16 protein-coding genes and 1 riboswitch are annotated in these 13,014 nt (G+C 60.9%); all 16 genes read right to left on the reverse strand.

Annotation, left to right across the window (positions count from 1 at the left end; genetic code table 11):
• Positions 1 to 97: 97 nt before the first annotated feature.
• Positions 98 to 874 (reverse strand): alpha/beta fold hydrolase, encoded by a 777-nt coding sequence (locus tag LA321_RS20000; protein ID WP_042072831.1) that lies wholly within the window; start codon positions 872 to 874, stop codon positions 98 to 100.
• 85 nt (positions 875 to 959) lie between these two features.
• Complete coding sequence (gene modC, locus LA321_RS20005; protein WP_042072833.1) at positions 960 to 2,015, reverse strand: molybdenum ABC transporter ATP-binding protein; 1,056 nt, start codon at positions 2,013 to 2,015, stop codon at positions 960 to 962.
• On the reverse strand, positions 2,012 to 2,692 hold the full coding sequence (modB, locus tag LA321_RS20010) for a molybdate ABC transporter permease subunit (RefSeq protein WP_042028172.1): 681 nt from the start codon (positions 2,690 to 2,692) through the stop codon (positions 2,012 to 2,014). The genes modC and modB overlap by 4 nt, the downstream gene beginning before the upstream one ends.
• Before the next feature lie 21 nt (positions 2,693 to 2,713).
• Positions 2,714 to 3,439, reverse strand: coding sequence for a molybdate ABC transporter substrate-binding protein (gene modA / locus LA321_RS20015; RefSeq protein ID WP_042072834.1), 726 nt, complete (start codon positions 3,437 to 3,439; stop codon positions 2,714 to 2,716).
• Positions 3,440 to 3,506: 67 nt separating this feature from the next.
• Positions 3,507 to 4,001: a molybdopterin synthase catalytic subunit MoaE gene (gene moaE / locus LA321_RS20020; protein ID WP_042072836.1), complete on the reverse strand. Its 495-nt coding sequence runs from the start codon at positions 3,999 to 4,001 to the stop codon at positions 3,507 to 3,509.
• Positions 4,002 to 4,100: 99 nt separating this feature from the next.
• Entirely contained in the window at positions 4,101 to 4,346 is a 246-nt protein-coding gene (gene moaD, locus LA321_RS20025; RefSeq protein ID WP_042072837.1) for a molybdopterin synthase sulfur carrier subunit, read from the reverse strand.
• Complete coding sequence (gene moaC / locus LA321_RS20030) at positions 4,343 to 4,837, reverse strand: cyclic pyranopterin monophosphate synthase MoaC (protein ID WP_042072838.1); 495 nt, start codon at positions 4,835 to 4,837, stop codon at positions 4,343 to 4,345. Before moaC ends, moaD begins: the two co-directional genes overlap by 4 nt.
• 23 nt (positions 4,838 to 4,860) lie before the next feature.
• Complete coding sequence (gene moaB / locus LA321_RS20035) at positions 4,861 to 5,367, reverse strand: molybdenum cofactor biosynthesis protein B (RefSeq protein WP_026458449.1); 507 nt, start codon at positions 5,365 to 5,367, stop codon at positions 4,861 to 4,863.
• A 257-nt stretch (positions 5,368 to 5,624) separates the two neighbouring features.
• Complete coding sequence (locus LA321_RS20040; RefSeq protein ID WP_042027471.1) at positions 5,625 to 6,215, reverse strand: cytochrome c3 family protein; 591 nt, start codon at positions 6,213 to 6,215, stop codon at positions 5,625 to 5,627.
• A gap of 11 nt (positions 6,216 to 6,226) precedes the next feature.
• Positions 6,227 to 6,682, reverse strand: coding sequence for a nitrate reductase cytochrome c-type subunit (locus LA321_RS20045; RefSeq protein WP_042027472.1), 456 nt, complete (start codon positions 6,680 to 6,682; stop codon positions 6,227 to 6,229).
• Positions 6,682 to 7,557 carry a quinol dehydrogenase ferredoxin subunit NapH gene (napH, locus tag LA321_RS20050; RefSeq protein WP_042072839.1) on the reverse strand — a complete coding sequence of 292 codons (876 nt, stop codon included), beginning with the start codon at positions 7,555 to 7,557 and terminating at the stop codon, positions 6,682 to 6,684. The genes LA321_RS20045 and napH overlap by 1 nt, the downstream gene beginning before the upstream one ends.
• Positions 7,554 to 8,288, reverse strand: a complete 735-nt coding sequence (gene napG / locus LA321_RS20055; RefSeq protein ID WP_026455826.1) for a ferredoxin-type protein NapG — start codon at positions 8,286 to 8,288, stop codon at positions 7,554 to 7,556. Before napG ends, napH begins: the two co-directional genes overlap by 4 nt.
• 16 nt (positions 8,289 to 8,304) lie before the next feature.
• Complete coding sequence (gene napA / locus LA321_RS20060; protein ID WP_042027475.1) at positions 8,305 to 10,794, reverse strand: nitrate reductase catalytic subunit NapA; 2,490 nt, start codon at positions 10,792 to 10,794, stop codon at positions 8,305 to 8,307.
• Positions 10,791 to 11,060: a chaperone NapD gene (locus tag LA321_RS20065; protein ID WP_026455825.1), complete on the reverse strand. Its 270-nt coding sequence runs from the start codon at positions 11,058 to 11,060 to the stop codon at positions 10,791 to 10,793. The genes napA and LA321_RS20065 overlap by 4 nt, the downstream gene beginning before the upstream one ends.
• 29 nt (positions 11,061 to 11,089) lie before the next feature.
• Positions 11,090 to 11,599 (reverse strand): ferredoxin-type protein NapF, encoded by a 510-nt coding sequence (napF, locus tag LA321_RS20070; protein WP_042072840.1) that lies wholly within the window; start codon positions 11,597 to 11,599, stop codon positions 11,090 to 11,092.
• A gap of 265 nt (positions 11,600 to 11,864) precedes the next feature.
• Positions 11,865 to 12,845 (reverse strand): GTP 3',8-cyclase MoaA, encoded by a 981-nt coding sequence (gene moaA, locus LA321_RS20075; RefSeq protein ID WP_042073358.1) that lies wholly within the window; start codon positions 12,843 to 12,845, stop codon positions 11,865 to 11,867.
• Positions 12,833 to 12,973: riboswitch (molybdenum cofactor riboswitch) on the reverse strand. Its footprint overlaps the gene before it by 13 nt.
• Positions 12,974 to 13,014 lie beyond the last annotated feature (41 nt).

A 13,014-nucleotide genomic window follows, 5' to 3' on the forward strand; every position in this document is an offset into this window, starting at 1 on the left:
TACCTGTTTTAAAAGCAAATTGAGCCCGCTTCCGTTGCCTTTTGCCAGTGGCAAGGGAAGCGGGCCAAGACATACACGGCTAAAAAAAGCGACAAGTTTAATGAATTTCTAGAATCCGGTGAAGCAATTGATTGAACCCGGAAGGATCTTCCGCCGGCCAGGCATGATGACCATTGGGGGTGTGAATGGTGGCATTGGGCAGGGCAGCGAACTGCTCAACCCGTCTGGCCAGCGGCAGATAGTCGTGACTGGTGGAGATGATGGCCACCGGCTGCCAGATCTGACCGAGGCGGGATCGCACCGACCAGCCGGGCAAGGCCTCCAACAGCGCCTTGTAAACCTTCTTGCGGTTGCGCACGAAACGCAGCCGGAAGGTGTGGCGCACCTGGGCGAGATCCGGACCGGGAAAGAGCTCCCGCCCCAGCCACCAGGCCAGCGGCCGCATGCCGAACCAGCGCAACCACTTCAGACGCTGGGCGTAACGCTCCTGCTCTTTCGGCGTCTCCAGCAAAAACTCGCTAAAGCCGTTGACCAGTACCAAACCGCTCACCTTGTCGGGCCGTTGCAGCGCCAGCTCCAGCGCCACCATGGCCCCCAGGGAGAGCCCCACCACCCAGGCAGGCCCAGGCTGTGCATCGAGCCATGCCACCACGTCGGCCGCCAGGGTGGGCACGTCAAACGGCCCCTCCTGCATGCTCTGGCCGTGACCGCGCAGATCGATGGCCACGACCCGATAGCGTTCGGAAAAACGCTCCATCTGCGCCTGCCAATCGAGGCTGGAGGAGCCCAGCCCATGCAGCAGCAGCAACAAGGGCCCCTCCCCCGCACTGCGCAGGGCCAGGCCGTTGAATTTGATTACCTGATTGCGACGCATCCGTCTGTTGCCTCTCGACTCATCCCCTGATGCCTGTCCGTTGTCATCACACCCTTGGCATCACACAGTGCAGAAAACCTGCCGGTCAGCCTTCACTGACCAGGCTGACCGCCTTGATATAAGCGTATATCCGCTGATCCGGCTCCAGCGCCAGCCGGTTTGCCGAGCGGCTGGTGATCCGGGCCAGCAGTATCTGCTCCCCCAGCGCCAACTGCAACAGAGTCTGGCCGGGGCGCACTTCGCGCAGCGCCAGCAGGCGGGTAACCAGACAGTTGGAGAGACTGGAGTACTCGATGGGGGCGGTGGCGATCACCACGTCCCGTCCCGCCACCTTGATCTGCAGCGGGCCAACCTCGTCCGGCGCATGAGACATGGTGACCCTCAGGGTCTGCTCCCCCAGTTGCAGGGTCGCCATCTGCTCGTCGTCATCGTAGTGGGCCAGGGTGGCATTGAGCATGACGCCGGCATCGTCGCGACTGGCGAGCGACAAATCGGTGCGGGCGAAGATCTCGCTCGGCCGGCCCTGCGCCTCCACCCTGCCCCCCTCCAGCAACACCAGCTGATCACACAAGAGGCTCACCTCCTCCATGGCATGGCTGACGAAGATCATCGGGATGCCGCTCTCTCGCTGCAGCCCCTTGAGCACATGGGCCTGATGGATGCGGCTGCGCCGATCCAGCGCCGAGAAGGGCTCGTCGAGCAGCAGCAGATCGGGCTCGGCCAAGAGCGCCCGCCCGAGCGCCACCCGCTGACGCTGGCCACCGGAGAGCGCATGGGCCGGCTGGTTAAGCAGCTCGGCAAACCCGAGCCGTTCGGCCAGCACCTGCGGCTGCCAGCGGCCACGCCCCTTGCGCGCCGCCAGTTGCAAGTTGCCCAGCACTGTCATGTGGGGAAAGAGTCGCGAGTCCTGAAACACCAGGCCGATGCGACGCATCTCGGGCAGCAGGGGAGCCAGCTCGTGTCCTCGCCAGTGCAAGCGGTCGCACGGCTGGCGATCCAGCCCGGCAATGATCCGCAACAAGGTACTCTTGCCACAACCGGAGGGACCGAACAGACCGAGGATCCCCCCCAGTTCGAGGGCGAGTTCGCAATCGAGGGTAAAGGGGCCGAAGACACGGCGCGCCTTGAATTGCAGGCTCATCCAAACAGTCTCCGCTGACGGCGCTGCAGCACCCCGTACACCAGTACCAGCATCACCAGGGAGAAACCCATCAGCCCGCCCGCCAGATAGTGGGCGTTCTGGTAGTCCATCGCCTCCACATGGTCGAACAGGGCGATGGAGAGCACCTGGGTCTCACCGGGTATGTTGCCCCCTATCATCAACACCACGCCGAACTCCCCCAGGGTGTGGGCAAAGCCGAGCGCCGCCGCCATCACGAAGCTGGGCAGCGTCATCGGCAAGATGATCTGGAAGAAGCGCTCCCAGGGCCCCAGCCCCAAGGTGGCGGCAGCTTCCAGCTCCTTGTTGCCCATATTGACGAAGGCGGAGGTGAGCGGCTGCACCACGAAAGGGAGCGAGTAGAGGATCGACGCAAACAACAGGCCGGTGAAGCTGAAGGCAAGTGGTGCCCCGAAGGTGTGGCGCCACCATGCCCCCAGCCCGTATTCAGGGGAGAAGGCGAGCAGCAGATAAAAACCGAGCACGGTCGGCGGCAGCACCAGTGGCAGGGCCACCAGCGCTTCCACCAGGGGGCGCAACCGGTTCTGGCTGCGCGACAGCCACCAGGCCAGCGGCGGCGACAGCAAGAGCAGGATGCCCGTGGTACTGGCCGCCAGTTTCAGGGTCAACCAGACCGCCTGCAGATCCCCTTCACTCATGAATGACACTCGTCATGAATATCAAGGCAGGGCATAACCCGCCTCCTTGATGGTGTTCTGACCCGGCCCTTTGAGCCAGGCGACCAGAGCATCCACGGCCTCACCTTTTTTGAGCACCAGCCCCTGCTGCTCGATGGCAGGATAGAGGTTCTGTGGCACAGCCCAGGCTTCACCGGTTTTACCCGCTTCAACCAGATTGGCCCAGGCCACGAAGCCCATTTCGGCATTACCTGTGTCGACAAACTGCCAGGTCTGGCTGATGTTGGCCCCGGTCAGCACACGGTACTGCTTGGGATCGATCTTGAGACTCTCGAGGGTCGCCATGGCGGCGGCGCCATAGGGAGCGGTACGCGGGTTGGCGATGGCCAGGTTGCCCTGCCAGGCGCGAAGCTGAGCCTCATCCGGTGCGGGGCCCCCTTTCTTCCACAGCCCCAGTTGGCCAATGGCGTAGGTGAAGCGTTCGCTACCCTTGCCCTCTTTCTCCAGCTTCTGCGGGGTGGCCACGTCGGCGGAGAGGAAGAGATCGAACGGTGCACCGTGGCTTATCTGGGTGTAGAGCACGCCGGTTGCGGCCGAAGAGATGGTCACCTGGTGGCCGGTCTTGGCAGTAAACTCCTGGCCAATACGCTCCAGCGTTCCCTTGAAGTTGGCCGCCACGGCCACCTTCACTTCGTCGGCCTGCACCTCGACACTGTGCAGCGCACCGGCACAGACTCCCAACACCAATACAGATAACAGCGGTTTCATTTCTTTCCTCCTGATGCGGGTCTGGCATGGCCCGGCCCGGAAATAGGAGCCATGGTTCTCGGCGAACCTACTCCTCTCGTTGCGACCCGGGCTGCTGCCAGCGGGCGGCGGCCGCATTGTCGCTCTCTTTTGCGTCGACCCAGCGCTTGACCCCGTCAACGGTCAGCTCTTTTTTCCAGAAGGGGGCGCGTGTTTTCAGAAAATCCATGATGAAGTGACAGGCATCGAAGGCCGCCTCTCGATGGGCACTGCTCACCGCCACCAGCACGATTTGATCGCCAAGCATCAGCTCGCCGATGCGGTGGATGAGGGTGCACTCCTGCAGGGGCCAGCGGCGGCGCGCTTCGGCCACGATCTCTGTCAGCGCTTTCTCGGTCATGCCGGGATAGTGCTCGAGGGCCAGCCCCTTGACCTCCTCCCCCTGATTGAAATCACGTACCTTGCCCACGAAGGTGACGATGGCGCCGGTGTCGGCGCGAGTGGCGAGGCGGGCATACTCATCGGCCAGCGAAAAATCGGCCTGCTGGACCAGGATGCGATCCGTGGTGCTTGTCTGGCTCATGTCAGCCTCCGGTCGTTACGGGAAGGAGAGGGAAGAAGGCCACTTCGTCGCCACCGCACAGCCCAGTGATGCGATCCACTGTCATTATCTCGCGCATCCTTAACCTCCGGTCACGGGGGGGAAGAAGGCCACTTCATCGCCATCGTGAAGCTCGGTGGCAAGGGGCACCAAGGTCTGGTTGACCGCCACCAGCAGCTTGCCCTCCTCCAGCGCCAGCGCCCACTTGTCACCGCGCTTGCACAGGGCGGCACGCAGCGCCTCGGCAGTGGCATAGTCGCAGGGCAGGGTCAGCTCGTCGCACGCTACCAGCTCCCTGACCTGGGCAAAAAACAGTACCTTGATCATGCCTGCTCTCCTCTGTTGTCACCGATCTGGAAGTGGCCGGATTTGCCACCCCGTTTCTCCACTAGGCGAACCTGCTCGATCACCATGTCTTTTTGTACCGCCTTGCACATGTCGTAAATGGTGAGGGCCGCTACCGACGCGGCGGTAAGCGCTTCCATCTCTACCCCCGTCTTGCCGGCGAGTTTGCACAGGGTGCGGATATGCACCCGGTTCTGCTCGGGCAGCGGAGCAATCTCTACCTCTACCTTGGTGAGCGCCAGGGGGTGGCAAAGGGGGATCAGATCCGAGGTCTTCTTGGCCGCCATGATGCCGGCGATGCGGGCGGTGGCGAACACATCCCCCTTGTGGTGCTGTCCGCTCAGGATCAGGGTCAGGGTCTCGGGGGCCATGGCGACAAACGCCTCGGCGCGCGCCTCACGCTCGGTGACCTGCTTGTCGGTCACGTCCACCATGTGGGCTTCGCCGCTTTGGTTGAGATGGGTCAGGTTCATCACTATCCCTTTCATGCAGGTGTTCAAAGATGGGAGACAAAATTGCACGGCTTGGTGCGGGCATCGAGCTGATCGCGGATAAGCTTCTCCCACCCCAGGCGGCAGGCACCGGTCGAACCGGGCAGGCAGCAGATCAGGGTGCGATTGGCCAACCCGGCGAGGGCGCGGCTCTGCATGGCAGAGCCCTTGATCTCGGCAAACGAGAGCTGGCGAAACAACTCGCCAAAACCTTTGACGGTGCGGTCGAACAGTACGCCGACCGCTTCAGGCACTCGGTTCTGATCGTTAAAACCGGTGCCGCCATTGACCAGTACCACCTGGATGCCCTCGTCGGCAATCCACTGGCTGACCCGGGAGCGGATCTGATAGAGATCGTCGGCGAGCAGCGCCCGATCGGCCAGCTGATGTCCCGCCTCGCTCAACGCCGACACCAGGTAGTCACCCGAGCTGTCTTCGGCGGCGGTGCGGCTGTTGGAGACCGTCAGTACGGCGATCTTGAGGGGAATAAATTCGTTATGTTTCTGTCCCATCGGGCAGCTCCTGTTAGCTATAAACCGTGAGAAATATGAGAAAAGGGCAAGGAGCCCAGGGCAGTCTCCCCTTGCATGTTGACGGGAACAACCAGGTTCAGTCACCAGCACTTGTTCACTCGGGATCCTGCACGGTGGGCTGATTCTATCAAAGGTTTCACTGGATATGGGTCTAAAGGGTTCACAAAACCATCCTTTACCCCACCGGTTGGCAAAAAAAGACGCAGGCCGGATAAATCCGGCCTGCGTCTTTTGGGTTAGAACCCCTTCACCCCTGTCATGTCCGGGAGCTGGTGCGCTATCCCCTTGTGACAGTCGATGCAGGTATTCTCGCCACTGGCTAGGTTGGTCGAGTGCATCTTGGCAGCGCGCTGCCCTTGCAGGGAGAAGTCCATGTATTCGAAGTTGTGACAGTTACGGCACTCTCTCGAATCCGTATCCTTCATCCGTTTCCACTCCCGCTCGGCCATCTCGCGTCTGTGACTTTCGAACTTCTCGCGGGTGTCCACCTTGCCGGTGAGCTTGCCCCACAGCTCCTTGGACGCCTGCACCTTGCGAATGATCTTGTAGGTCCACTCATGGGGCACGTGGCAATCCGGGCAGCTGGCGCGCACGCCGGAACGGTTGGCGTAGTGGATGGTATCACGGTACTCCACGTAGACGTTGTCGCGCATCTCGTGGCAACTGGTACAGAAGGCTTCGGTGTTGGAAGCTTCCATGGCGGTGTTGAAGCCACCCCAGAAGATGACCCCGCCAAAGAAACCCATCATCAGCAGCACCCAGAGGGCGGCCTTCGAGGGAGATTTGAAGGTGGTCCACAGTCGCTGCAAAAAACCGGGTAATTTCATCTATGGGCTCCTCAGTTCAAGGCTTCAACCGGCTTGAAGGTATTCTCCACCAGCGGCTTGGCATCGGCTTGCGGTACGTGGCACTGCAGGCAGAAGTAGCGACGCGGGGAGACTTCACCCAACGTGCTGCCATCACGGGTCTCGAAATGAGTCGGGCTAATCTTGGGCGCCTTCATCCTGGTGGCATTCTTGAAGCTGTGGCACGCCAGGCACTTGTTGACCTTGTTATCCACCTCGTAGTTGCGGATATCGTGGGGGATCAGCGGCGGTTGATGGATATATTGGCGATCATAGCTGTCGCCATCCTTGCGAAAGTTCTTCAGGGGTGCCGGCGCCGCCTCGGTCACCAGATCGGTAGACCCCCGCTCAGACTTGATCCCCCCGGTGCTGTTGGTGATCTCGGAGGTGGCAGCCATCAAGGAACCCGCCATCAGGCAGGCCAGCATTGCTCCAATCAGCTTTTTCATTAGTTATTCTCCAATGTTTTTTCTGCCTTGACGGCAAAACCTACTTTGATTTCAAAAACATGCTCCGCGCAGACATCGATGCAACGGCCGCAGTTGGTACATTCCTGAGCCACTATCAGGGGCCCGTGACCGCGCTTGGCGCCATGAACCGGCCCGCGCAGGATGGGGCGCTCGGGACAGACTGCATAACAATCCATGCAGTTGCTGCAACGCTCACGCCCCGAGGCTGCAATCTTGATAAAACCGACCCGGTTCACCAAGGCGTAGAAGGCCCCGACCGGGCAGAGGTGACCACACCAGCCGCGCTCCACCACGAACAGATCGAACAGAAACAGCACCGCCAGCAGCATCCATCCCGCCCCCATGCCAAACAGCAGGCCACGCAGGGCAAGGGATACCGGGTTGACCAGCTCCCACACCAGTACGCCGGCGATGGCCGGCGCCACCAGCACCATGGCCAGCAGCCAGTAACGGGTATTGCGGCTGAACTGGCCATTGCCCTTGAGACCGAGCCGGGCTCGCAGCCAAGCGGCGGCATCCGTGATGAGGTTGACCGGACAGACCCAGGAGCAGAACACCCGCCCCCCGACCAGCCAGTACCCCAGCAGCACGATGGCCGCTCCCAGCCACAGGGTGGTGATGGGCCAGTGGCCCGCTGCCACCGACTGAAGCAGGGTGAGGGGATCCGTCAAGGGAACCGTCTCCAGCAGCAATGAGCTGGAGAGGTTGCCCTTCAAGATCCACACGCCAGCCAGCGGCCCTAGCAGAAACAGCCCCAACACACTGAACTGGCTCAAGCGACGCAGCAGCAGGAAACGGTGTGACCGCCACCAGCCGAGACGCGCCTGTGCCTCTTGTCCCGGATAACGGCTCATAGTCCCTCCGGTTTGCGAGTTGGCAGGGTCAGTCGCTCACCGATGAGCGACTTGCCCGCCTTCTGTTTCTCTTCCCAGCCAAGCCGGTAGTGATGGCCCAGCTCCCCCTTGGCAAGGGCACGGGGCACCACCTTGATGGCAGCCTCCTCCAGCACGCAGGCATGCTCGCACTTACCACAGCCGGTGCAGACATCGCTGTGCACCGTGGGCAGGAACATGGCGTGCTTGCCGGTACGCTGGTTGTGTTGCAGATCCAGGGTGATCGCCTTGTCGATGAGCGGACAGACCCGATAACAGACATCGCAACGCAGGCCCAGATAGTTGAGGCAGGTCTCATGGTCGATGAGTACCGCCACCCCCATCCGCGCCTGATCGATGTCGGTCATGGCCTGATCCAGCGCCCCGGTCGGGCAAGCCACCACGCAGGGGATGTCGTCACACATCTCGCAGGGGACGCTGCGCGCCTTGAAATAGGGCGTTCCCGTGGTGACGGGCTCAAACAGCCGGGCAAGCTTGAGGGTATCGTAGGGGCAGGCCTCGACGCAGAGCCCACAGCGCACACAGGCACCGAGAAACTCAGCTTCATCGAGGGCCGCTGGCGGGCGCAGTGCCTGGGCCGGCACCGCCTCCACCTGCTGGCGGGCCATGCCGCCCAGCCCCACACCAAGCAGGCCCATACCACAGGCCCCCTTGGCCATGTCGGCCAGAAACTGGCGACGACTACGACTCATCTCTCGCTCCCCCGCCTCAGGCCTTCATCACCTTGACGGCGCACTTCTTGTAATCCGTCTCTTTGGAGAGCGGATCGGTGGCGTCCAGGGTCAGCTTGTTGACCAGCTGGCTCGCATCGAAGAAGGGCATGAACACCAGGCCTTTGGGCGGACGGTTGCGACCACGGGTCTCGACACGGGTCTTCACCTCGCCACGGCGGGAGGTGACAATCACCTCTTCACCACGGCGCACACCACGGGCTTTGGCATCTTCCGGGTGCATGAACAGCACCGCATCCGGGAAGGCGCGATAGAGCTCGGGGACACGGCGGGTCATGGTGCCGGTGTGCCAGTGTTCCAGCACGCGGCCGGTGGAGAGCCACAGATCGTACTCTTTATCCGGCGATTCGGCGGCAGGCTCGAACGGCAGCGCGAAAATCACAGCCTTGCCGTCAGGTTTGCCATAGAAACGCACTCCCTCCCCCGCTTTCACGTAAGGGTCAAACCCTTCGCGATAGCGCCACAGGGTCTCCTTGCCATCCACCACAGGCCAGCGCAGGCCGCGCGCTTCGTGATACTGCTCGAACGGTGCCAGATCGTGACCATGGCCACGACCGAAGATGGCGTACTCCTCGAACAAGCCCTTCTGCACATAGAAGCCAAAGTGTTCGGCCTCGTCGTTAAGATCCCCCTTGCTCTGCTCTTTCGGGAACTTGTTGACCTGACCGTTGGCATAAAGCACGTCGAACAGGGTTTTGCCCTTGAGTTCAGGCATCTTGGCAATAAGCTCGGCCGGCCACACCTCGTCCACGGTGAAGCGCTTGGAGAATTCCATCAGCTGCCACAGATCGGATTTGGCCCCTTCCGGAGACTTGACCTGCTGGTGCCAGAACTGGGTACGACGTTCGGCGTTGCCATAGGCCCCCTCTTTCTCCACCCACATGGCAGTTGGCAGGATGAGGTCTGCCGCCTGGGCGGTCACGGTCGGATAGGGATCGGACACCACGATGAAGTTGCGCGGATCCCGGTAGCCGGGCAGGCGCTCCTGATTCATGTTGGGACCGGCCTGCATGTTGTTGTTGCACATCACCCAGTAGGCGTTGAGCTTGCCGTCTTTGAGCATGCGATCCTGCAGCACGGCGTGGTAGCCCACCTTGTCGGGAATAGTGCCTTCCGGCAGTTTCCAGACTTTTTCGGCGATGGCGCGGTGCTTGGGATCGGTCACCACCATGTCCGCCGGCAGACGGTGGGCGAAGGTACCCACTTCACGGGCAGTACCGCAGGCAGAGGGCTGACCGGTCAGGGAGAAGGGACCATTGCCCGGCTCGGAGATCTTGCCAGTGAGCAGGTGAATGTTGTAGCAGAGGTTGTTGGCCCAGACGCCACGAGTGTGCTGGTTAAAGCCCATGGTCCAGTAGGAGACCACTTTCTTGCTCGGGTCGGCATAGAGTTGGGCCAGTTTTTCCAGCTTGTCCTTGGAGACACCGGAGAGCTTGGAGACGGAGTCGACATCGTAATCGGCGACGAACTTGGCAAACTCCTCAAAGGTCATCGGGGTCGCGTCGCCGCTATCCGGGTTCTTGGCCTTCTGCTGCAGCGGATCGGTCGGGCGCAGACCGTAACCAATATCGGTCACCCCCTTCTTGAACACTGTGTGCTTGTTGACGAAGTCCCAGTTCACCTTGTCGTTCTGGATGATGTAGTTGGCGACATAGTTGAGGATCGCCAGATCGGTCTGGGGCGTGAACACCATGCCGTTGTCCGCCAGTTCGAAGCTGCGGTGCTCGAAGGTGGAGAGCACGTGCACCTGCACTTCCGGAGTGGAGAGACGGCGATCGGAGATACGGGACCAGAGGATGGGGTGCATCTCGGCCATGTTGGAACCCCACAGCACGAAGGCGTCGGCCTGCTCGATATCGTCGTAGCAGCCCATGGGCTCATCCATGCCGAAGGTACGCATGAAACCGACGACCGCGGATGCCATGCAGTGGCGGGCGTTGGGGTCAATGTTGTTGGAGCGAAAACCCGCCTTGAACAGCTTGGCGGCGGCATAGCCTTCCCACACGGTCCACTGGCCGGAACCGAACATACCGACCGCAGTCGGGCCCTTTTCTTTCAGGGTGGCCTTGAACTTCTCGGCCATGATGTCGAAGGCTTGATCCCAGCTGATGGGGGCGAAATCACCATCTTTGTCGAACTGGCCATTCTTCATCCGCAGCAGGGGCTGGGTGAGGCGATCCTCGCCATACATGATCTTGGAGAGGAAGTAGCCCTTGATGCAGTTGAGGCCACGGTTGACGGGTGCATCGGGGTCACCCTGGGTCGCCACGACACGCCCATCCTGGGAACCCACCAACACGGAGCAGCCGGTACCGCAGAAGCGGCAGGGGGCCTTGTCCCATTTGATGGCGGTTTTATCGGTACTGGTGATCAGATTGGCCGCCATGGCGGGGGCACTGACACCAGCCACGGCAGCGGCAGCCGCCACCGCATTGGCCTTCATAAAGTCGCGTCGACTCAGCTTCATGACATATCCTCGCATTGCTTATCGAGTTCATCGAACTGGTGGTAAATCAGGGCGGCGGACAACACTCCCGGCATCGCCTGAATAGCATCAATAGCCGCCATGATGGGTTGCTGGCTCTCACCTTCCAGGGTGACGACCAGCTTGCCCTCTTCACTGACAGCGTGGACCTCGGCTCCTTCCAAAGCCGCGATCTGTTCAGCGAGCCGGTGACGCAACATGGGTTGGGTCAGCACCACCAGGCTCGATACGTGGAACTCTTGGGTCATTGTGGCTCCTGCTTCACAAACATCCTGATTCATATTGGGTTCTCCGACCCGGGAGCGCCAACCCGGATGCTGCCTACCGGGCAGTCCATCACACAGGCACCACAACCGGTGCACGAGGCGGCGTCAATACTGGGAGTCGGCACCCGACCCAGCATGGGGGAAAAGCGGATTGCACGGGTTTCACAACTGTCCTGGCAGCGCTGGCAAAACACCTGGGCACTGGCCAGACAGTTGGCTTCAATATGGGCTATGTATTGCCAGGGCGCCTCCGTGGTCGGACGAAATATCGGCGCCTTGCAGGCCGCGACACAATCGCCACAGAAGGTACATTCACCGTGCCGGAACTCAACTACGGGAAAGCCGCCATCTCCCTTGACCAGGATCTGCTCTGGACAGGCCGTCAGGCAGTCGCCACAGCGAGTACAGTCGGCTACGAAGTCGGGCCAGGGGAGCGACCAGGGCAACTGGACGCCAGGCTCCTTCGACGTCAAACGGCCGCGAAACAGACCCCGACGTGACAGGTTGACACCCTCTGGCATATCGACTCCTTCCTGGTGATAGATAGCGCACTGGTGATCAATAGCGCACGGGCGAGTCCGATGACGGACATCTGCAATACCAATTATAAGATTGGGCGTATATTGCGACCCTGACAAGTTCAGGGATATACCACCAGGGAGATAAACAGGGGGGATTCTTGCGCTGGATCAAACCCTTGGCGCAATAATGTTCGATGGGCGCACATTTTGTACCCCATTGGGAAAAGCCACTTGGTAGGTGGTGATGGTCAGGTGTGCGAGCGGTTTAACCGCCTATCGATGCCAGATGAGGCGTCGCACCGGCATTCCCTTCATGCAGCCGATGAGTCGCCGCCTTGCCACTGAGCGCCGAGCGAATGCGTTGTTGCAACGCCTCCTGCTGGCCGTCTGCACCAAGCAGATCCCGCAGCTCGACGCCATTGTCGCCAAACAGACAGAGGTGCAACTTGCCCACCGAGGAGACCCGCAGCCGGTTGCAACCGGCGCAGAAATCCTTGCTGTAAGGCATGATGAGACCGACGCCCCCTTGTGACTCCGGGTGCATGAAGACCTGGGCCGGACCGTCGTCCTTGCCGCGCAGTTGCTGAACCCAGCCACTTTCCAGCAGGCGCTGTTTGATCTGCTCACCGCTGACATGATGGTTCTGGAACAGGGTATCCATCTCACCGGTCTGCATCAGCTCAATGAAACGCAGCTCGATGGGCTTGTGCTTGATCCAGGCCAGAAAGGCCTCCAGCTGGTAATCGTTGAGCCCCTTGAGCAGCACCGCATTGATCTTGACCGATTTGAAACCGGCGGCCAGGGCGGCTTCGATCCCCTCCATGACTTCTGCCAGCTTGTTTTCGCCGGTGATCTGGTGAAACTGGCGGGGATCCAGGCTGTCGACACTGACATTGAGGGCGGAAAGCCCGGCATCAAACCACTCGCGGGCCCGCTCCTTGAGACGATAACCGTTGGTGGTCATGGCCACTTTCTCGATGCCCGGGGTGCTTGCCACGGCTTCAATGATCGAAGTGAAATCGCGACGCAGGGAGGGCTCCCCCCCGGTCAGGCGCACCTTGCGGGTACCCATGGCGGCAAAGCCGCTCACCACACGGCGGATCTCGTCTACCGAGAGAAAGGATTTGCGCCCTTCCGGACGATAGCCATCCGGCAGGCAATAGGTGCAACGGAAATTGCACACGTCGGTGATCGACAGGCGCAAATAGTAAAAACGACGGGAAAAACCATCTTCAAGTGGCGACATAAACACCTTTCCAAATACGGGAGGCCAGGGCATTTCTTTCCTGACCCTTACAGCTCGAACAGCGGCTGACGGCTGGTTTCCCCCTATCTCAAGGACTTAGGCAAAACCGCTCGGAGTTCATCTAGTTTTTCGATACTAACACAAGTTGGAGTACACTCCCACGCAACTA

Origin of the sequence: Aeromonas enteropelogenes, from assembly GCF_020097295.1 — a bacterium.
Taxonomy (GTDB): Bacteria; Pseudomonadota; Gammaproteobacteria; order Enterobacterales; family Aeromonadaceae; genus Aeromonas; species Aeromonas enteropelogenes.